Origin of the sequence: Microbacterium capsulatum, assembly GCF_030865425.1 — a bacterium.
Lineage (GTDB): Bacteria > Actinomycetota > Actinomycetes > Actinomycetales > Microbacteriaceae > Microbacterium > Microbacterium capsulatum.
Map to the genome: position 1 here is coordinate 171,061 of NZ_JAVFCB010000009.1, position 18,801 is coordinate 189,861.

The window sequence follows — 18,801 nt, forward strand, 5'->3', positions numbered from 1 at the left end:
CACCCCGCCCCCCTGCCGGGGGGCCCCACCCCCCGGCCACACCCCTTTGGCGGGGGGTGCCGCGACCAGCGAATCGATTGCAGCCGGAGCACCGAACACGCCGGCCCCAGGCCGCCGGGACACCGAAGAGCCCCGGCCCGCGTGAACGGGCCGGGGCTCCCCGGAGGTCTCGACCTAATGGCCGAGCAGCTGCTCCACCGGGCCGCGCACGAAGTACAGCGCGAAGCCGAGGGCGACCACCCACATCAGCCAGTGCACCTTGCGGGCGCGGCCGGAGAGGGCGTTGATGAGCGCCCAGGAGATGAAGCCGACGCCGATGCCGTTGGCGATCGAGTACGTCAGCGGCATCGTCACGATCGTGAGGAACGCCGGCAGGGCGACGGCGAACTTGTCGAACTTGATCTCGCGGATCTGCGCCATCATCATCGCGCCGACGACGACCAGGGCGGCCGAGCCGACCTCGATCGGCACCACCAGGGTCAGCGGCGTCACGAACATCGACAGCAGGAACAGGGCGCCGACCACGAGCGAGGCGAGACCGGTGCGCGCACCCTCGCCGATGCCCGAGGCGCTGTCGACGTAGACCGTGTTCGACGAGGTCGAGGTCACGCCTCCCGCGACGGCGCCGAAGCCCTCGACGACGAACGCGGAGCGCAGCCGCGGGAACGTGCCGTCCTTGTAGGCCAGGCCGGCGTTCTTGGCGAGGCCCGTCATCGTCCCCATCGCGTCGAAGAAGTTCGAGAACACGAGGGTGAAGACGAGCATCGTCGCCGACAGGGCGCCGATCCGGCCGAAGGCGCCGAACAGGTCGAACTGCCCCACCAGGCCGAAGTCGGGGATCGTCACCCACGATGTCGGCAGCTGCGGGATCGTCATGTGCCAGCCGTTCGGGTCCTTGAACGACGGACCGAGGTGCAGCACCGCCTGCGCGATGAGCGCCACGACCGTGGTCGCCACGATCCCGATCAGGATGCCGCCCGGCACCTTGCGCGCCACCAGGATCCCGATCACCACCACGCCCAGCAGGAAGATGAGCGTCGGCACCGAAGTGATGGATCCGCCCTCGCCCAGCTGCACCGGCGGGCCGCCCTGCGTGCGGTTCACGAAGCCGGAGTCCACGAAGCCGATGAAGGCGATGAACAGGCCGATGCCGACCGTGATCGCCGCCTTCAGCGGCTGCGGCACGGCATGGAAGATCGCGGTCCGGATGCCCGTGGCTCCGAAGAGCACGATGAGCACGCCGTTGATCACGACGAGACCCATGGCCTCCTGCCAGGTCACCTGGCCGACGACCGACACGGCGAGGAAGGAGTTGATGCCGAGGCCCGCGGCCAGCGCGAACGGCAGCCGGGCGATCACGCCGAACAGGATCGTCATGACACCGGCGGTGAGGCCGGTGGCGGCGCCGATCTGCGCGGCGTGGAGGGCATGGCCCACGACATCCTTCGTGCCGCCGAGGATCAGCGGGTTGAGGATCACGATGTAGGCCATCGTGACGAAGGTCACGATGCCACCGCGGATCTCGCGCCCGAAGGTCGAGCCGCGGCGGGTGATCTCGAAGAAACGGTCGAACGCGTTCCGGGGCTCGGCGTCGACGGTCGTGCTCGTGCCGGTCTTCAGAGGGGGCAGGGTCTCCGCGCTGCGGGAGAACGGCGAGGAGGCGTCGCCGTCGGGAGTGTGTGACGTCATCGTCAGATTCCTTCGGAGATTCGCGTCAGTACTCGACGCGGGAGGTGTTGAGGTTCCACTCGGTGAAGGGCGCGACGCGCTCCTCGGCCGGCAGAGAGATGTCGGAGACGGGCATGATCGCCCGGTCCTCGGGGCCGCCCTCGAAGTAGCGGTAGAACACCGCGTCGTCGAAGCCGGCGTCGGCCGCGTCGTGACGGTCGGCCGCGAAGTACACGCGGTCGATCCGCGCCCACAGCGATGTGGCGAGGCACATCGGGCACGGCTCGCAGCTCGTGTAAAGCACGGCTCCGGAGAGGTCGAACGTGCCGAGGCCCTGGCAGGCGTTGCGGATCGCGGTGACCTCGGCGTGCGCGGACGGGTCGAGGTTCGCGGTGACCCGGTTGACGCCTTCGAAGACGCGGCCGTCGGCCGAGACGACGATGGCGCCGAACGGGCCGCCCGCATTGCGGACGTTGTCCGTGGCCAGGGCTACTGCGCGGGCGAGATACTCGGCAGGCGTCGCCGCGGTGCCGGGTCCAGGCGCAATGGTGGACATGATGGAGAGCTCCCTTGCTTTCGTCGCAGTGATACGGCTTCCGGTCGGGCCCGTCAGGCCGTCCCTCGAGATATACGTCGAACCGCTAGGTTGTGCTTCTGCCTGCCCGGACGCACTCAGGGGCGTCCAGGCTGGGATCGACTGTAGCCCCGAAGATCCGCACCGTCCACAACTTTTTTGGAATACCATTTTCGCGATGCGGAAGCACTCATAGCGTTTCCGCATCTGCGGCGCTATTGTCACGTTCATGACGTATTTTCGGATCCGAGAGGCCGCCGCGCTCCTCGGGGTCAGCGATGACACGGTCCGCCGCTGGGCCGGCGAGGGGATCCTCACACTCTCCCTGGACGCGAGCGGGCACCAGACCGTCCCCGGCGCGGAGCTCGCCGAACGGGCGCGGGCTCTCGCCGCGGAACCGGGCGAGGGCGACCAGGTGCTGCGCAGCGCGCGGAACCGGTTCGTCGGCCTGGTCACGAGCGTGCGCGTCGACGGGCTGATGGCCCAGGTCGAGCTGCAGAGCGGCCCGCACCGGATCGTCTCGCTGATGACCGCCGAGGCCGCCGACGAGCTGGGCCTCGAGGTCGGCAGCAAGGCCGTCGCCGTCGCCAAGGCCACCATGATGATCATCGAGACCGAGCGGGCGTCGTCATGATCCGCCGCTCCCTCTCCGTCGCCGCCACGGTCCTCGCCGCCGCGCTCGCCCTCACCGCCTGCTCGGGCGGCCCCTCGACCACGGCGTCGACGTCGGCCTCGCCGACGAGCACGAAGGCCGCGCTGAGCGGCGATCTGACCGTGTTCGCCGCCGCGTCGCTGAGCGGCGCGTTCGCGAAGATCAGCACCGCGTTCGAGGCCGAGAACCCGGGCGTGCACGTCCGGCCGATCACCTACGACGGGTCCTCGGTGCTCGCGACCCAGATCATCGCCGGCGCCCCGGTCGACGTGTTCGCGTCGGCCGATCAGAAGAACATGGACAAGGTCGCCCAGGCCGGGCTCGCGCCCGACGCGACCGTGTTCACGACGAACGTCCTGCAGATCGCCGTCGCGGCCGGCAACCCGCACCACGTCAAGGATCTGCGCGCGCTCGCCGACCCTGCACTGAAGGTCGTGCTGTGCGCCCCGGCGGTCCCCTGCGGAAGCGCGGCGAAGACCCTGCTCGATGCCGCCGGCGTCGCCCTCACACCCGCGAGCGAGGAGCAGAACGTGACCGCCGTGCTGGCGAAGGTGAAGTCCGGGGAGGCCGACGCCGGGCTCGTCTACACGACCGACGTGAAGGCCGCGGGCACCGCCGTGACCGGGGTCGCCATCCCGGGCGCCGACAAGGCGACGAACGCGTATCCGATCGCGGTCGTGAAGGGGGCGCAGAACCCCGCGGCCGCGGCCGCGTTCGTCGCGTTCGTGCACTCCGCGGCGGCGCAGCGGATCCTCGAGGAGCTCGGATTCGGGGCGCCGTGACCGACGAGGGGCCCGAGGAAGGACCGAGACTCCGTCCGGCGCGTGCGGAGCGGCTGCCGGTGTGGCTGCTGATCCCGGCCGGGATCGCGGTGCTCCTGCTCGTGCTGCCCTTCGGAGCGCTGCTCGCCCGGCTGGACTGGGCGACGGTGCCCGCCGCGATCGCCTCGCCCGAGGCACTGCAGGCGCTGGGGCTGTCGCTGGAGACCGCCGCCATCGCGACCGCGCTGTGCGCCGTGCTCGGCATCCCGCTCGCGCTGCTCATCGCGCGCAGCCCCGGGTGGCTCGCCGCCGTGCTGCGCACGCTCACCACGCTGCCGCTCGTGCTGCCGCCACTCGTCGGCGGCATCGCGCTGCTCGCCCTCCTCGGCCGCAACGGGCTGCTCGGCGGGGCGCTCGCGGTCGCCGGGATCCGGATCCCGTTCACGACCGCGGCGGTGGTCATCGCTCAGACGTTCGTCGCGCTGCCGTTCCTGGTGATCTCGGTCGAGGGCGCCCTGCGCGCGATCGGCACCGACCACGAGCGCGTCGCCGCAGGCCTCGGTGCGGGGCGCTTCACGGTGTTCCGCCGGGTCACGCTGCCGCTCGCCGCGCCGGGACTGGTTGCGGGGACGGTGCTCTGCTTCGCCCGCGCGCTCGGCGAGTTCGGCGCGACGGCTCTGTTCGCCGGCAACTCGGCGGGCATCACCCGGACCATGCCGCTCGCGATCTACACGGCTTTCAACGGCGCCGGCGTGCAGGAGGACACGGCGATCGCCCTGTCGCTGCTGCTGATCCTCGTCGCGATCGCCGTCCTCCTGCTCGTGCGCGGTTGGCGGGCGGGGGCCGTGCGATGAGCGAGCGCCCCTTCGCCGGCGGATCGCGCGCGATGTCCGTCGACATCCGGGTCCAGCGGGGCGACTTCACCCTGGAGGCGGCGTTCGAGGTCGGCGCGGGCGAGATCGTCGCCGTCATCGGGCCGAACGGGTCCGGCAAGTCGACGCTGCTGCACGCGATCGCGGGGCAGATCCCCGCCGCGGGCACCGTCCGCGTGGGCGGGCGGATCCTGGACGCGCCGGCGATCGCGTCCACAGGGCGGCCCGTCCACCTGCCGCCGGCGCAGCGCCGAGTGGCCCTGCTCGGTCAGCGGGCGGCGCTGTTCCCGCATCTGTCCGTGCGGGAGAACGTCGAGTTCGGGCCGCGCGCGCAGGGGGTGCCGCGCGGCGAGGCCCGGCGCACCGCCGCGCGCTGGCTCGAGGAGGTCGGGCTCGGCGGGCTCGCCGCACGCCGGCCCGCGGCCCTGTCCGGCGGCCAGCAGCAGCGGGTCGCGCTCGCCCGAGCCCTCGCATCCGCACCCGACGCCCTGCTGCTCGACGAACCGTTCGCGGCTCTCGATGCGCAGACGGCCGGTCAGGCCCGTCGCCTCATCGCCGCCCAGCGCACGGCCCGAGACGGACAGCAGGACCCCGCGCAGGATCCGGGCCGGAGCACCGCGATCCCGATCCTGCTCGTGACCCACGACCCGATGGACGCGCTCATCCTCGCCTCGCGGACCGTGGTGCTGCACGACGGATCGGTGGCGCAGGAGGGCCGCACGGCCGAGGTGCTCGGCCACCCGCGGTCGGACTTCGTCGCCGCGGTCGCGGGCGTCAACCGGCTCACGGTCGTCGGGGAGGGCCGGCACCTGCGTCCGACCGATGGGCGTGCGAGCGGACTCGGCTTCCACGGGACCGCGGGGCTCGGCGACGGCGAGCGCGGCAGCGTCGTGTTCGCGCCGGGATCCGTGCGGGTGCACGCCCTGCCCGACGACCCGGGCGCCGTGGTCGGCCGCCCGAACCACTGGATGGGCTCGGTCGCCCAGCTGGAGCCCGTGCCCGGCGGGATCCGGCTGTTCACGGCCGAGCAGCCGGGCATCGCGGTGGACTGCCCGTCGACCGTCGCGGTCGCCGTCGGCCTGCGCCCGGGGCTGCGGCTCGCATTCTCCGTCGCCGCGGAGGACGTGTCCGTGCGTCCGGACGATCACTGAGAACCTCCCGCGCGGCCCTCGGGCACCGGATCCGGTGCTACGGTTGACCACTCGAAAGGGGCTGACCGATGTGGATCACGCCGGGTTCGGGGCAGGACGGCGCTTCCGCCGCGCTCCGTGGTGCCCGGCGTCTGCCCGCGACGGGAGCCCTCGACCGACGTGATCGGCCGCTGCGCGACCTGCGGATCTCGGTGACGGATCGCTGCAACTTCCGTTGCGTGTACTGCATGCCACGCGAAGTATTCGGCCGCGATTACGCATTCCTGGATCGGAATGAGCTGCTCACGTTCGAGGAGATCGAGCGGATCTCCTCGGCTGCGCTGATCCTCGGCGTGCGCAAGCTGCGACTCACCGGGGGCGAGCCGCTGCTGCGGCGCGGGATCGAGGATCTCGTCGCCCGCCTCGCCGCGCTGCGCACCCCGGACGGCGTCAAGCCCGAGATCGCGCTGACCACGAACGGCTCCGCGCTACGGGTCAAGGCGGAGGCGCTCAAGGCCGCGGGGCTGGACCGTGTGACCGTGTCGATCGACTCGCTCGACGACGCCCTGTTCCGACGGATGAACGACGTCGAGTTCCCGCTGTCCCGGGTGCTGGACGGGATCGAGGCCGCGCACGAGGCCGGGCTGCCGGTCAAGCTGAACACCGTCGTCAAGCGCGGCCTGAACGACGGCGAGATCGTCGATCTCGCGGCTCGGTTCCGCGGCACCGGCTACGTGCTGCGCTTCATCGAGTACATGGATGTCGGCGCCACGAACGGCTGGAGCCTCGACGAGGTCGTGCCGTCCGCGGAGGTGATCGCGAGGATCTCGGCGCGGTTCCCGCTCGAGCCCATCGCCCCGTCCGCGCCCGGGGAGACCGCGAAACGCTGGCGATACGCGGACGGATCCGGAGAGATCGGCGTGATCTCCTCGGTGACGAACGCGTTCTGCGGATCCTGCAACCGCGCCCGGCTGTCCACCGAGGGCAGGCTCTTCACCTGCCTGTTCGCGCACGAGGGGCATGACCTGCGGGCGCTGCTGCGCGGCGGCGCGGACGACGCCCGACTGACCGCGACGCTGGCCTCGATCTGGGGCGCGCGCGACGACCGCTACTCCGAGATCCGGTCGCAGCTCACCCCCGAGCTGCGCGCCGATCGCGACCGCATCGAGATGAGCTACATCGGCGGCTGACGGTCCACAGGGTCGTTGAGCGAGCACCGAGCGCCGCGAGGAGCGAGACGAAACGCGGTGGGCCTCCGGACCGATCGCGGTTCGCTCGCCGGGGCCGCCGCGTTTCGTCTCGGTCGGCTTCGCCGCCCTCGCTCAACGACCCCGATACCGCCCTCGCTCGACGACCCCGATACCGCCTCGCTCAACGACCCCGATAGGGTCCTCGCTCGACGACCCGGATACCGCCTTCGCTCGACGACGCCGATACCGCCCTCGCTCGATGACCCCGATAGGGTCCTCGCTCAACGACCCCGATAGAGGGTCAGAGCCCGACCCACTCCGAGACGCCGTCCTCGTAGTGCTGGCGCTTCCAGATGGGCACACCGCGCTTGATCTCCTCGACGAGCTGCTCGCACGCCGCGAAGGCCTCGGCCCTGTGCCCGCCCGACGCGGCCGCGTACAGCGCCACGTCGCCGATCCGCAAGTCGCCCACCCGATGCGCGGCAGCGACCCGCAGCCCGGTCTCGGCGCCGACCCGGTCCACGATCTCGCGGAGGAACCGCTCGGCGTCGGGGTGCGCACGGTAGTCCAGAGAGCGGACGGCCTGGCCGCCGTCGTGATCGCGCACCACCCCGCAGAACGTGACGACCGCGCCGTGCGCGGCATCGCCCACCGCGTCGCGCACCACGGCCTCGTCCAGCGGCTCCTCGGTGATGATCGCCACCGTCATGCCTGCGCTCCCTCGTCTTCGGCCGTATCGTCGTCGACAACGGCGCGCGCGCCGGTCTCGATCGCCCCGCCCAGGGCCGCGAACGCGCGGATCCCGCCCGCGAGATAGCGCGCGTCGTAGCCGCGCTCCCGCAGCGCCTTCGCGGCGCGCCGCGAGCGCGGATCCTTCTCACAGTAGACGACGAGCGGCCCCGCGGCCTGCGGATCCTCCCCGCCCTCCAGGCGGCCGAGCGGCAGGGTCTCCGCCCCGGGGATCCGGCGCAGCGCGACCTCGTCGGGCTCGCGCACGTCGAGCAGCGAGACCTCCTGCCCGTCGCGCAGCAGGCCCAGCAGGTCGGCGGCGGACAGGCTCTCGGTCGCGTCGGCGGCGACGCCGCAGAACAGGTCGTAGTCGATGAGCTCGGTCACCGGCCGCGTGCCCTCGGCGCGCTCGAACGGGATCTCCCGGGTGCGGGCGGTGAGCGCGTCGTAGAACAGCACCCGGCCGATGAGCGGCTCGCCCACCCGCACCAGGAGCTTGATGGCCTCGGTCGCCATGAACGATCCGATCGCGGTGCACAGCGTCGGCAGCACCCCTCCGAGCTCGCAGGAGAGGACCTCGTCGGCGGCGGGCGGCACGGGGAAGAGGTCGCGGAAGGTCGCCCCACGGCGAGACACCCCGACCTGCCCCTGGAAGCGCAGGATCGAGCCCCAGACCAGGGGTTTCCCGGCGATCGACGCCGCGTCGTCGGCGAGGTATCGGGTCGGGAAGTTGTCGCTGCCGTCGACGAGCAGGTCGTAATCGGCGAGGATCCCGGGGAGATTCGCGGCGACCGCCCGCTCGCGGTACCGATTCACGGTGCAGTCCGGATCGATCGCGTGCACGGTGTCGGCGAGGGAGTCCACCTTGGCCCGCCCGATGTCGGCGACCCCGTGGCTGAGCTGGCGGTGCAGATTGGACAGCTCGACGAGATCGTCGTCGATGATCCCGATCGTGCCCACGCCCGCCGCGGCGAGCGCGGGGACCACGGCGCTGCCCAGCCCGCCGGCGCCGATGACCAGCACGCGGGCGGCGCGCAGCCGCTGCTGTGCAGCCTCGCCGAAGCCCGGCAGCAGAAGCTGCCGGCTGTACCGGGCGATCTGTTCGGGCCCCAGCTCCGGCCCCGGCTCGACGAGCACGCTCATAGGATGAGTGTACGCGGACGCACTCTTTGCGGCGGCTGAATTTTCCATCATGCGGGACCTGATTTCCGCGATACGGTCTATCGGAAAGGACGGGCGATGGTCACAGTGAGGTACTTCGCCGCCGCCGCCGAGGCTGCCGGACGCGACCAGGAGCAGCTCCCGGTCGAGGGGACCCTCGGCGCTCTGCGACAGGAGCTGCTGCGCCGGTACGGCGACCCGATGGCGCGCGTGCTGCGCTCCGGATCCTTCCTCGTCGACGGGAGGGTCAGCCGCGACGAGAGCCATCCGCTCGGCGAGAGCGTCGACATCCTGCCCCCGTTCGCGGGCGGGTGACCCGGCCCGATTGGTACGCTCCCGAGGAAGGTCGAGGAGAGGCGATGAGTGAGCTGACGCACCTGCGGGCCGACGGATCCGCGCACATGGTGGACGTGACCGACAAGGCCGTGACCCGCCGCGAGGCGCGCGCGCAGGCCGTGCTGCAGACGACGGCCGAGGTCGTCGCGAAGATCGCCGACGGGTCGCTGCCCAAGGGCGAGGCGCTCGGCACCGCCCGGATCGCCGGGATCATGGGCGCGAAGCAGACCGCGGCGCTGATCCCGCTCTGCCACCCGCTGCCGCTGAGCAAGGTCGTCGTCGACCTCGAGCCCGAGGGGGACCGGGTCAGGATCCTCGCCACCGCGGTCACGAAGGGCGTCACCGGCGTCGAGATGGAGGCGCTCACGGCCGCGAGCGTCGCCGCGCTCACGCTCTACGACATGATCAAGGCGGTCGACAAGCACGCCGTGATCACCGACATCCGGGTGCTCGCCAAGTCCGGCGGCAAGAGCGGGGACTGGACCGCGGAATGAGCCGCACCGCCGCCGTCCTCGTCGTGTCGACCCGCGCCGCGGCGGGCGTCTACGCCGACGAGACCGGCCCGCTCATCGTCGACTGGCTGCACGAGCACGGCTTCGACGCCGCGGATCCGATCGTCACCCCCGACACGCGCGTCGACGCCGCGCTGCGCGCCGCCCTCGCCACGGCGCCCGACCTGCTGCTCACGACCGGCGGCACGGGCGTCTCCCCCGACGACGGCACCCCCGAGGCGACCGCGGCCGTGCTCGACCGCGAGCTGCCAGGGCTCATGGAGGAGCTGCGCCGCCGTGGCCTCGCCGCGACCCCGATGGCTCTGCTCACCCGCGGCGTGGCCGGGATCGCCGGGCGCACGGTCGTGATGAACCTTCCGGGGTCCCGCGGCGGGGTCCGTGACGGCCTCGCGGTGCTCGACCCGATCCTCGACCACCTGCTCGCCCAGCTGCGCGGCGAGGGCGACCACGCCCGCTGAGCGGGGGATAGGGTGGTCGCCTATGGCTATCGGGGCGACGATCCACACGTTCGACATGCAGCTGGCGGACACCGACCGCGGCGTCTACGAGGACTATTCGCTGCGCGTCGCGCGGCATCCGTCCGAGACCGACGCGTACATGCTGACCCGGCTGCTCGCGTACGGGCTGGAGTTCGCGGAGGGGATCGCGTTCAGCGAGGGGCTCTCCTCGACGGAGGAGCCGGCGGTCGTCGTGCGCGATCTCACCGGACGGATCACCGCCTGGATCGAGGTCGGCGCCCCCGACGCGGAGCGCCTGCACTACGGCAGCCGCCTCGCCGAGCGCACGGTCGTCTACACGCACCGGGACCCTGTGAAGGTCATGGCGCCGTGGGCGGGGAAGCGGATCCACCGCGCCGAGCACATCCGGGTGTTCAGCTTCGACGCCGGCTTCATCGACCAGGCCGTACCGCTTCTCGAGCGCCGCAACACCGTCACGATGACCGTCGCCGAGCGCGTGCTCTACCTAGATCTGAACGGCACGACCCTGACCACCGCCGTGCACGAGCACGAGCTGGGCTAGCCCGGGGCTGAGTCGACCCGGCGATCGCCGGCCTTCCCGCACGGATCGCGGACCTCGGAGATGGATTTCGCCCCTCGCAGGGACGGCGCCGGAACGTTTTCCATCTTCGGGGCTCGGACCTGGATCCGCGGAGATGGATTCGGCGCCTCCGAACGCGCACGGAGCGGCGTTTTCCATCCTTCAGCGGAGGGAAGGTGCCGCGTTTCGTCTCGGTCGCCTTCGGCGTCCTCGCTCAACGACCCCGACAGTGCGGCCCGACAAGGTGCCGCGTTTCGTCTCGGTCGCCTCCGGCGTCCTCGCTCAACGACCCCGACAGGGCGGCCCGACAAGGTGCCGCGTTTCGTCTCGGTCGCCTCCGGCGTCCTCGCTCAACGACCCCGACAGGGCGGCCCGAGAAGACGGATCCGAGGACGCGTCAGTCGTCGCGGCTCTCACGCCGCTCGCGACGGGTCGGGGCGGCCGGAAGCTCGGCCGCGGATTCGGATCCGTCCGCGGCCGGGCCCAGGTAGGCGGCGGCCACAGCGGCGAGCGCGGCGGTGTGGGCGGGCGGTTCCGTCCCGGCCACCGCAGGCGCGACGGCCGTGGGCGCAGGCGTGGCGACAGGCGCGGCCACAGCAGCGGACAGCACCGGCTCCGCGACCGGGATCGAAACGACGCCCGCATCCGCGGCGGCCATCCCACCGGCCCGCGCGGCACGCCTCGCGGCCCGGCGCTCCTTGGCGCCCTCGACGAGGTTGTACAGCGTGGGCAGCACGAGCAGCGTCAGCACGGTCGACGACACGAGGCCGCCGATCACGACGATCGCGAGCGGCTGCGAGATGAACCCGCCGTGCCCGGTGATCCCGAGCGCCATCGGCGTGAGCGCGACGATCGTCGCGAGCGCCGTCATCAGGATCGGGCGCAGACGCCGGGATCCTCCGGCGATCGTCGCATCGTGCGCGTTCACGCCCTTCTCGCGGTACTGGTTCACGAGATCCACGAGCACGATCGCGTTCGTCACGACGATGCCGATGAGCATGAGCACGCCGATGAGCGAGGCGACGCCGAGCGGCACCCCCGTGACGATCTGCAGGAGGATCGCTCCGGTCGCCGCGAACGGCACCGAGCTCAGCAGCAGGATCGGCTGGCGGAGGGACCGGAACGTCGCGACCATGACGATGTAGACGATGAGGATCGCCGCGAGCATCGCGAGGCCGAGCTGGCCGAAGGCTTCCTGCTGCTGCGTGACGACGCCGCCGAGCGCGGCGTCGGCGCCCGAGGGCAGCTTCGCGTCCTTCATCGCCTGCGACACGGCCGCCGAGGCCGCCGCGAGATCGTCGCCCTTCGGGGTGACGGTCACGGTCGAGGTGCGCTGCCCGCGCTGCGTCGTGATCGACGCCGGGCTCTCGCCCTGCTGCACGGTCGCGATCTGGTCGAGCCGGACGATGCCGGCGCGCGTCGGGACGGTCAGCGCCTTCAGCTGGTCGACCGTGGTCGGCGGGTGGGCGCTCTGCACGTACACGGTGAGGGCGGTGCCGTCGATCTCCACGGATCCGACCTGCTGCGGACGCATCGCCTGCGACACGATCCCGCCAACCGCGACCTCGCTGAGCCCGCGCTGGGCGGCGGCCGCCCGGTCGACCTGCACGGCGATGTATGGCAGCGACGCGGAGAGGTTGCTGGAGACCTGGCTGATCTCCTTCCTCGAGGACAGCTTCGACACGAGCGCGTCGGTCGCGGAGTTCAGCGTCCTCTCGTCGGGCGCGGTGACCTTCACCTGGATGTCGGACGAGGCGAAGCCGGACGTCGAGGCGATCGTCAGGGTGCCGACCCCGCTGAGGTCCTTGACGGCCTGGCGCACATCCGCCTTGACGGTGTCCTGGTTCGCGGCCGGATCCGTCGTGATCGAGTACGTGACGCCTGCCCCGCCGCCCGAGAACGCGTCACGGAGGGCGGATCCGCTCGAGCCGACGGAGACCTGCACGGTCTTGATGCCGGAGACGTCCTTGATCGCCTCCTCGACCTTCTGCGCCGCCGCGTCCTTCGCGTCGAGGCTCGCGGACTGGTCGAGCTGCTGCGTCATCGTGAACGTGTTCTGACCGCTCGAGCCGAGGAAGTTCAGCTTCATCAGCGGCGCCGCGGCGATCGTGCCGGCGAGCACGACGACGGCCATCGCCAGCGTGATCCAGGAGTGCCGGAGCGTCCAGGACAGGATCGGGATGTACGCCTTCTGCAGGCGGGAGGGCGGGGCGTCCTCGTGCTCGGGGTCGATCGGGTGGCCGTCCGCGCCGAACAGCGCCTTGCCCGGCTTCAGGAACCAGTAGGCGAGCACCGGGACGATCGTGAGCGCCACGAACAGCGAGGCCGACATCGCGATCGTCACGGTGAGGGCGAACGGCCGGAACAGCTCGCCCGTGACGTCGCCGACGAACGCGATCGGCAGGAACACCGCGACGGTCGTGATCGTGGAGGCCGTGACCGCCATCGCGACCTCGCGCACCGCGCTGAGGATCGCCGTCCGCTTGTCGGCCCCGCCCACGTAGTGCCGTTTGATGTTCTCGATCACGACGATCGAGTCGTCGACGACGCGGCCGATCGCGATCGTGAGCGCGCCGAGCGTGAGGATGTTCAGGGAGTAGCCGAACGCCTGGATCCCGATGAACGTGATGAGCACGCTCGTCGGGATCGAGATCGCGGTCACGAGCGTCGAGCGCACCGACAGCAGGAAGACCAGGATCACGAGCACCGCGCACAGCAGGCCGAGCAGACCCTCCTGCGCGAGCGAGTCGATCGACTGCTGGATGAACGGCGCCTGGTCGAACACGGTCGTGAAGGTCGCCCCGGGCAGGTCGTCCTTGAGCTGCGGCACGAGCCCCGTGACCGCCTTGGAGACGTCGACCGTGTTCGCGGCGGGCAGCTTGGTCACCGCGATGGTGAGCGCGGGCTTGCCGTCGACGCGGGAGATCGACGTGATCGGATCGCCCTCGAGCTTCACGCTCGCGACGCTGCCGACGGTCGCGCCGGACGCCGCGCCGACGAGCGGGATCGCCTGGATCTGCTCCACCGAGGTGAGCTTGTCGCCGGTCTGCACGGTGAGGGTCTTGTCGCCCTCGGTGATGCTGCCGCCCGGGAAGAGCACGCCGTTCTGCTGCAGCGCGTCCCTGATCGCGGTGGGGCCGGCGCCGGACTGGGCGAGCGCCACGGGGTCCGGCGTGATCGTCACGCGCTTGCCCTGACCGCCGACGAGCGACGCGGCGTTCACGCCGGCGAGCCGCTCGATCCTCGGGATGATCGTGCCCGTGATCCGCTGCTGCGCCGTCTCGGCGTCGGAGAAGCCGGTCACGGCGAGCTGGATCACCGGGAAGTCGTCGATCGAGGCCGTGATCACCTGCGGGTCGACGCCCTCGGGCAGGTGGGACTTGATGCGGCCGATCGCCTGGTTGATCTTCTGCTCGGCGGTGGCGAGGTTCGTGCCGTACGCGAACGACGCCTGGATCACGGAGGAGTTCGTCGTGCTCGTCGCCGTCGAGGTGTCCAGCCCAGGCACGCCCTGGATCGCGGTCTCGACCGGGGTGGACACGTCGTGCTCCACGACCTCGGGCGAGGCGCCGGGATAGCTCGAGACGATGGCGAGCTGCGGGAACTCGATCGACGGGATCAGCTCCTGCTTCAGGGTGGTCAGGGCGAGGCCGCCGAACACCGCGGCGACGATCGTGATGAGCGCGATCAGTGCGCGGTTGCGCAGGCTCAGGACGGCCAGCTTCGACACGTGCTCCCCTTCGAATCCCCCACGTTCCGGAAACGTGTGTACAGGCGAGAGTTTAGAGCGCGCTGGACCGGCGCCCGAGCACCTCGAACCGGCCGACGATTCCGGGCCGGCGCTGGGGTGGACCGGGCGTCGGGTCAGCCCGCGATCGCGGCGCCGAGGGCGAGGCCGCCGACCGCGGCGAGGATCCCGAGGATCATCATCCCGGCGGCGTTGAACGCGGCGGCCCGGGAGGACCCGTCCCGCCACAGCGCGACGGTGTCGAGCATCGCGGTGCTGAAGGTCGTGTAGCCGCCGAGCAGCCCCGCGCCGACGATGAACGCCGCCGCCGGGAAGCCGCCGGTGACGAGGCCGAGGGCGAAGGATCCGGTGAGGTTGATCACCAGCACCCCCCACGGATAGCGCGTGCCCGCCAGCCGGGCGACGCCGAGGTCGACGAGATAGCGGAGACCGGCTCCGACGCCCCCGGCGAGCGCGGCGGCGAGGAAGAGGAGCGGGCTCATCCGTGCGCCTGCGTGCGCGTGGAGCGGGGGCGTGCCCAATCGAGCCCCGCCGCCGCGGCGCCGATGCCGAGCACGACGCTGCCGACCGCATAGGCCGCGGCGAGGAGCGGGTTCGCGTGCCAGAGCGTCACCGTGCCGACCGCGAAGGCGCTGTAGGTGGTGAAGCCGCCGAGCACGCCGGTGCCGAGGAGCACCCGCATCGCGGAGGATCCGGGCAGCCGGGCCGCGAGCACGCCGATCAGGAACGCGCCGGCGATGTTCGCGATGAGGGTCGCCCAGGGCACCGCCCCGAGGCCGGAGCCCGCCGCGGTCGGCAGCACCAGCCCGAGGCCGATCCGCGCCGCCGTTCCCGCCACTCCGCCGGCCATGACGAGCGCGAGGCGGAGCGGGATCGGCGAAGTCACGTCTGCCAGCCTAGGCCTCCGGATCCGGGGTTCCCCAGCCCCGGGGGTTCCCGGGTTACGTAGACTCGGCCGGGTGGCGGCCGACCCGGTCCGGGGGTCCACCCGTGCGACGCGGGCCGGCCGATCGAGTCCAGCCGACCGAGGAGGACGACGCGCGAGTGACCCTGAGGATGGCATACGCCTGGTCGCGCCTTCTCGCCGCGGCGGTGTGCGGAGTCGCCCTCGTGGACCGTCTGTTCTGGGGGCTGAACTCGCAGACGGTCGCCGGACAGAACTACTTCGCCTACCTCACGATCGAGTCGAACATCGCCTACGCGATCCTCGGCGCAGTCGCCGGGATCATCGCGCTGCGCACCTTGGAGGATCCGCGCTGGCTCACCACCGCGCGCGCGATGGTGCTCAGCTGGACGATCACCGCCGGGCTCGCCTACGGGCTGATCCTGTGGCAGGCCGGCGCGCGGGGCATCCCGATCTGGGTGCCGTGGTCGGACATCGTGCTGCACTTCGTGCTGCCCGCGTGGGCGGTCTTCGCGTGGGTGCTCGGCCCCGGCCGGCGCGCGGTCACCTGGCGGATCGTGCCGTACGTGCTGATGTATCCCTCGCTCTGGGGCGTGTTCACGATCTGGCGGGGCGGCGTCGTCGGCTGGTACCCGTACTACTTCCTGGACCCCCGCCAGGTGTCCGGTCCGCTCGAGCGGGGTGCGACCTGCGCGCTCGCCCTCGTGATCTTCGCGCTCGTCGCCAGCGGGCTCGTGGTGCTGAGCCGCCTGCACCAGACGGTCGCCGCGGCGCGCGTGGATCCCGCGGGGATCCGGGCTCAGGGGGACTTGGTGGCGGAGACGAAGGGCATCAGGGACTGACGCGCGGTGGCCTGCGCGTCGGCATCGGAGAGCTTCGCGTAGGCCTCGGCGTCGGGCCCGCCGACCAGGCCGACGAGCACGGCGTCCCCGGTGATCGGCTGGAGATTGAGCCAGGTGCGGATCGGCCCCTCCCCGCCCACGACATGCCAGATGTCGGCGTCGACGCTCCAGAACGTCTTGTCGAAGTGCAGCCACACGGTCTCGACGTACCCGGACGCGAGCGCGGCGATCGCCCCGCGGTGCGCGAACGGCAGCACCGGGGCGAACTCGATCGCGTGCCGCTGCAGCACCCCGAGCGGGACGGTCACGACGACCCGGTCGAACGACAGCGCCTCCCCCGTGCCCAGCCGCAGGCTCACCCCCGCGTCGTCGTACGCGATCCGCATCACCGGCGAGGTGAGCGTGACCTTCAGCCCCTTCAGCGGCGCGTCGACGATCACGCCGAGGTCTCCTCCGGCGCCCACGAGCGCGTCCGGCGTGAACGCCGGCGGATACCAGCTCGAGGCCTTCGCGGCATCGACGCCGGTGGTCGCCTGCAGCCAGGCGAGGGCCGCGGCGAGCGCGGGATCCTGCGGATCGGCGCCGGCCGACGTCAGTGCCGTACCGAGCGGCACGTCGGACGGGCCGCCGACTGCCTGCGCGATCGCCTTCTTGAGCGCGCCGCCGTCGACGGTGGGCGCCGCGCCGTCCTTCGACCAGCCGGTCGACGTGCCGAACGCGAGCCGGCGGATCCCCTGCGCGGCGAGGATCCCGCCGAGCGTGTTCGCGCCCTCGCCGGCCGAGAGCCAGGCGCCGAGCTGGGCCGGCACCGGCCAGTTCTTGTCGACGACCGAGCGGATCCGCCCGCCCGTGCGCTCGCGCGCCTCGAAGACCGTCACGGCGCGTCCCGCGTCGGCGAGGCTGCGCGCGGCGGCCGCGCCCGCAGCACCGGCCCCGACGACCGCGATCCGCTCGCCGCTCGTGGAGGCCGCGATGACGTCGGCGGCGACCCGGCGCCCGGAGTCGATCGCGCCCTGCACCGTGCCGGGGCGATCGGGGTCGGTCGCCTCGCCGGCGAGGAACACCCGGCCGAGGATCGGCGCGGCGAGGTCCTTGCGGTTCTGCGGGACGGCGCCGGCGGGCAGGTAGCTCATCGCTCCGCGGGAGTACGGGTCGGTCGACCACGTGCTGCGCATCCACGCGGTGGGGACGGGCACGGACCCGGTCGGGATCGTCGGCCGGGGCGTCGGCGGCACGGTGGTGGTCGGCTTCGGCCGCGGCTCGCCCGTGCACGCGGCGAGGACGACCGCGACGGCACCCGCTCCGGTGCCGACGAGCAGGGTTCGACGCGAGATGCCCATCGTGGTGCCAGCCTATCCCGGGTGCTCCCGGGGGTCTCCGACCACCGGTCGTTGAGCGAGGAAGCGAAGCGACCGAGACGAAACGCGGCAGGCGCCAACGCGCGTTTCGTCTCGCTCCGCCCGCTCGACGACCGGGATCCGTGCTCTCAGTCCTCCTCGACCTGCCCGCGGGCGAAGTAGGCGACGAGATCGTCGTCGAGGGCGGGGATCTCGATCGCGGATCCGTCGCCGCGCAGGGAGTCGGTGGCGAGGATCCCCGCGGCCACCGCCTCGCGCGCCGCCACCGGGGAGGTCTCGGTGAGCCCGCCGTCGCGGACGAACCGGAGGAACTCGGCGACGAGCAGGGTGTCGGCGCCGTCGTGGCCCGCCCCCTCGGGCTTGACGATCGGGAAGGTCTCGTCGGCCTCGGCGTAGCCGCGGTGCCGGCGGTTCCACAGCCGCACCTCGCCACCGGACGTGTCGCCGATGTTCTCGATCCGCCCCTCCGTGCCGATCACAGTGTAGTTGCGCCAGTAGTCGGGCGTGAAGTGGCACTGCTGGTACGAGGCCAGCACGCCGTTGGAGAGCGTCATGTTCACCATCGACACGTCCTCGACGTCGACGACCGGGTGCAGGCCGGTGAGCGAGGTCGGCGGCCAGTTGTCGACGCTGAACCAGTCGAACATGCGCTCCTCGCTGCGGTCGCGGCGGTCCTCGATCGCGCCGTACACGCTGAGCGCGCCCATCGCGGCCACACGGGTGCTGTAGGCGCCGGCGAGCCAGTGGATGACGTCGATGTCGTGCGCGCCCTTCTGCAGCAGCAGGCCCGTGGTGCGACGGCGGTCGGCGTGCCAGTCCTTGAAGTAGTAGTCGCCTCCGTGACCGACGAAGTGCCGCACCCAGACGGCCTTGACTTCGCCGATCCGCCCCTCCTGGATGAGCCGCCGCATGAGCGTGATGACGGGCATGTGCCGCATGTTGTGGCCGATGTAGAGCCGGGTGCCGGTGCGCCGCGCGGTCTCGAGCATGCGGTCGGCGTCGGCGAGGCGGGTCGCGAGCGGCTTCTCGCAGAACACCGGGATGCCTGCCTCGAGGGCGCGGACGGTGATGTCGGCATGGGTGTCGTCGGGGGTGAGCACCATGACGGCGTCGACGCCCGAGGCGAGCAGCTCGTCGAGCGAGTCGGTGAGCAGGGCGTCGGGGGCGAACGCACGGGCCTCCGCGCGGGCGCGCTCCGACGGGTCGCACACCGCGGTGATCCGGGATCCCTCGCCCGGGCGGTGCACCTCCCGGCGGAGGGCGGAGCGCAGGCCGAAGCCGATGATGCCGATGCGGAGATCCACGGGATGAGTCCTTGCTGTCGGG

At 71.9% G+C, this 18,801-nt stretch carries 19 protein-coding genes; 10 read left to right on the forward strand and 9 right to left on the reverse strand.

All coding sequences use genetic code 11. The annotated features are described in order from the left end of the window. Positions 1–174: 174 nt before the first annotated feature. Together RBR11_RS15385 and RBR11_RS15390 are read right to left on the reverse strand one after the other, a co-directional pair. Positions 175–1,689 carry an NCS2 family permease gene (locus RBR11_RS15385; protein WP_308490255.1) on the reverse strand — a complete coding sequence of 505 codons (1,515 nt, stop codon included), beginning with the start codon at positions 1,687–1,689 and terminating at the stop codon, positions 175–177. Positions 1,690–1,714: 25 nt separating this feature from the next. Then, positions 1,715–2,224 (reverse strand): nucleoside deaminase, encoded by a 510-nt coding sequence (locus RBR11_RS15390; protein WP_308490256.1) that lies wholly within the window; start codon positions 2,222–2,224, stop codon positions 1,715–1,717. Positions 2,225–2,471: 247 nt separating this feature from the next. On the opposite strand from RBR11_RS15390, the gene RBR11_RS15395 reads away from it, so the two are divergent. The 5 genes from RBR11_RS15395 (at position 2,472) to moaA (ending at position 6,847) form a co-directional block, all read left to right on the forward strand. Then, entirely contained in the window at positions 2,472–2,876 is a 405-nt protein-coding gene (locus RBR11_RS15395; RefSeq protein WP_308490257.1) for a TOBE domain-containing protein, read from the forward strand. Further along, on the forward strand, positions 2,873–3,676 hold the full coding sequence (gene modA / locus RBR11_RS15400) for a molybdate ABC transporter substrate-binding protein (RefSeq protein WP_308490258.1): 804 nt from the start codon (positions 2,873–2,875) through the stop codon (positions 3,674–3,676). The genes RBR11_RS15395 and modA overlap by 4 nt, the downstream gene beginning before the upstream one ends. Further along, positions 3,673–4,509, forward strand: coding sequence for an ABC transporter permease (locus RBR11_RS15405; RefSeq protein WP_308490259.1), 837 nt, complete (start codon positions 3,673–3,675; stop codon positions 4,507–4,509). Before modA ends, RBR11_RS15405 begins: the two co-directional genes overlap by 4 nt. Continuing rightward, positions 4,506–5,678: a sulfate/molybdate ABC transporter ATP-binding protein gene (locus tag RBR11_RS15410; RefSeq protein ID WP_308490260.1), complete on the forward strand. Its 1,173-nt coding sequence runs from the start codon at positions 4,506–4,508 to the stop codon at positions 5,676–5,678. Before RBR11_RS15405 ends, RBR11_RS15410 begins: the two co-directional genes overlap by 4 nt. 68 nt (positions 5,679–5,746) lie before the next feature. Further along, positions 5,747–6,847, forward strand: coding sequence for a GTP 3',8-cyclase MoaA (gene moaA, locus RBR11_RS15415; RefSeq protein ID WP_308490261.1), 1,101 nt, complete (start codon positions 5,747–5,749; stop codon positions 6,845–6,847). Between the two features lie 301 nt (positions 6,848–7,148). On the opposite strand, the gene RBR11_RS15420 is transcribed toward moaA, so the two are convergent. Together RBR11_RS15420 and RBR11_RS15425 are read right to left on the reverse strand one after the other, a co-directional pair. Continuing rightward, positions 7,149–7,556 carry a molybdenum cofactor biosynthesis protein MoaE gene (locus tag RBR11_RS15420; RefSeq protein ID WP_308490262.1) on the reverse strand — a complete coding sequence of 136 codons (408 nt, stop codon included), beginning with the start codon at positions 7,554–7,556 and terminating at the stop codon, positions 7,149–7,151. Next, positions 7,553–8,719, reverse strand: a complete 1,167-nt coding sequence (locus tag RBR11_RS15425; protein ID WP_308490263.1) for a ThiF family adenylyltransferase — start codon at positions 8,717–8,719, stop codon at positions 7,553–7,555. The genes RBR11_RS15420 and RBR11_RS15425 overlap by 4 nt, the downstream gene beginning before the upstream one ends. Positions 8,720–8,815: 96 nt before the next feature. Between RBR11_RS15425 and RBR11_RS15430 the strand changes: the two genes are divergently transcribed. The 4 genes from RBR11_RS15430 to RBR11_RS15445 are packed head-to-tail and all read left to right on the forward strand — an operon-like array spanning position 8,816 to position 10,605. Continuing rightward, positions 8,816–9,052 (forward strand): MoaD/ThiS family protein, encoded by a 237-nt coding sequence (locus RBR11_RS15430; RefSeq protein ID WP_308490264.1) that lies wholly within the window; start codon positions 8,816–8,818, stop codon positions 9,050–9,052. Between the two features lie 44 nt (positions 9,053–9,096). After that, a complete protein-coding gene (gene moaC, locus RBR11_RS15435; protein ID WP_308490265.1) occupies positions 9,097–9,567 on the forward strand; it encodes a cyclic pyranopterin monophosphate synthase MoaC in 471 nt (156 codons plus the stop codon). Beyond that, positions 9,564–10,043, forward strand: coding sequence for a MogA/MoaB family molybdenum cofactor biosynthesis protein (locus RBR11_RS15440; RefSeq protein WP_308490266.1), 480 nt, complete (start codon positions 9,564–9,566; stop codon positions 10,041–10,043). Before moaC ends, RBR11_RS15440 begins: the two co-directional genes overlap by 4 nt. Before the next feature lie 22 nt (positions 10,044–10,065). Then, the gene (locus RBR11_RS15445) at positions 10,066–10,605 is read left to right on the forward strand and encodes a YaeQ family protein (protein ID WP_308490267.1); all 540 of its coding nucleotides are present in this window, start codon (positions 10,066–10,068) and stop codon (positions 10,603–10,605) included. Positions 10,606–11,020: 415 nt separating this feature from the next. On the opposite strand, the gene RBR11_RS15450 is transcribed toward RBR11_RS15445, so the two are convergent. The 3 genes from RBR11_RS15450 to RBR11_RS15460 form a co-directional block, all read right to left on the reverse strand. Next, positions 11,021–14,353, reverse strand: coding sequence for an efflux RND transporter permease subunit (locus RBR11_RS15450; protein ID WP_308490268.1), 3,333 nt, complete (start codon positions 14,351–14,353; stop codon positions 11,021–11,023). Positions 14,354–14,487: 134 nt separating this feature from the next. Next, positions 14,488–14,853, reverse strand: coding sequence for a fluoride efflux transporter FluC (locus RBR11_RS15455; protein ID WP_308490269.1), 366 nt, complete (start codon positions 14,851–14,853; stop codon positions 14,488–14,490). Then, positions 14,850–15,257: a fluoride efflux transporter FluC gene (locus tag RBR11_RS15460; protein WP_308490270.1), complete on the reverse strand. Its 408-nt coding sequence runs from the start codon at positions 15,255–15,257 to the stop codon at positions 14,850–14,852. The genes RBR11_RS15455 and RBR11_RS15460 overlap by 4 nt, the downstream gene beginning before the upstream one ends. 158 nt (positions 15,258–15,415) lie before the next feature. On the opposite strand from RBR11_RS15460, the gene RBR11_RS15465 reads away from it, so the two are divergent. Continuing rightward, entirely contained in the window at positions 15,416–16,117 is a 702-nt protein-coding gene (locus RBR11_RS15465) for a Pr6Pr family membrane protein (RefSeq protein ID WP_308490271.1), read from the forward strand. Here RBR11_RS15465 and RBR11_RS15470 read toward each other — a convergent pair. Together RBR11_RS15470 and RBR11_RS15475 are read right to left on the reverse strand one after the other, a co-directional pair. Next, on the reverse strand, positions 16,075–17,457 hold the full coding sequence (locus tag RBR11_RS15470; RefSeq protein WP_308490272.1) for a flavin monoamine oxidase family protein: 1,383 nt from the start codon (positions 17,455–17,457) through the stop codon (positions 16,075–16,077). The genes RBR11_RS15465 and RBR11_RS15470 overlap by 43 nt on opposite strands. Before the next feature lie 146 nt (positions 17,458–17,603). After that, on the reverse strand, positions 17,604–18,779 hold the full coding sequence (locus tag RBR11_RS15475) for a Gfo/Idh/MocA family protein (protein ID WP_308490273.1): 1,176 nt from the start codon (positions 18,777–18,779) through the stop codon (positions 17,604–17,606). Positions 18,780–18,801 lie beyond the last annotated feature (22 nt).

Coding starts and splice junctions, on each gene's coding strand:
- RBR11_RS15385 (WP_308490255.1), bottom strand. CDS start 1,689: ATGACGTCACACACTCCCGACGGCGACGCCTCCTCGCCGTTCTCCCGC.
- RBR11_RS15425 (WP_308490263.1), bottom strand. CDS start 8,719: ATGAGCGTGCTCGTCGAGCCGGGGCCGGAGCTGGGGCCCGAACAGATC.
- RBR11_RS15470 (WP_308490272.1), bottom strand. CDS start 17,457: ATGGGCATCTCGCGTCGAACCCTGCTCGTCGGCACCGGAGCGGGTGCC.
- moaC (WP_308490265.1), top strand. CDS start 9,097: ATGAGTGAGCTGACGCACCTGCGGGCCGACGGATCCGCGCACATGGTG.
- RBR11_RS15420 (WP_308490262.1), bottom strand. CDS start 7,556: ATGACGGTGGCGATCATCACCGAGGAGCCGCTGGACGAGGCCGTGGTG.
- RBR11_RS15455 (WP_308490269.1), bottom strand. CDS start 14,853: ATGAGCCCGCTCCTCTTCCTCGCCGCCGCGCTCGCCGGGGGCGTCGGA.
- modA (WP_308490258.1), top strand. CDS start 2,873: ATGATCCGCCGCTCCCTCTCCGTCGCCGCCACGGTCCTCGCCGCCGCG.
- RBR11_RS15440 (WP_308490266.1), top strand. CDS start 9,564: ATGAGCCGCACCGCCGCCGTCCTCGTCGTGTCGACCCGCGCCGCGGCG.
- RBR11_RS15395 (WP_308490257.1), top strand. CDS start 2,472: ATGACGTATTTTCGGATCCGAGAGGCCGCCGCGCTCCTCGGGGTCAGC.
- moaA (WP_308490261.1), top strand. CDS start 5,747: ATGTGGATCACGCCGGGTTCGGGGCAGGACGGCGCTTCCGCCGCGCTC.
- RBR11_RS15430 (WP_308490264.1), top strand. CDS start 8,816: ATGGTCACAGTGAGGTACTTCGCCGCCGCCGCCGAGGCTGCCGGACGC.
- RBR11_RS15390 (WP_308490256.1), bottom strand. CDS start 2,224: ATGTCCACCATTGCGCCTGGACCCGGCACCGCGGCGACGCCTGCCGAG.
- RBR11_RS15410 (WP_308490260.1), top strand. CDS start 4,506: ATGAGCGAGCGCCCCTTCGCCGGCGGATCGCGCGCGATGTCCGTCGAC.
- RBR11_RS15445 (WP_308490267.1), top strand. CDS start 10,066: ATGGCTATCGGGGCGACGATCCACACGTTCGACATGCAGCTGGCGGAC.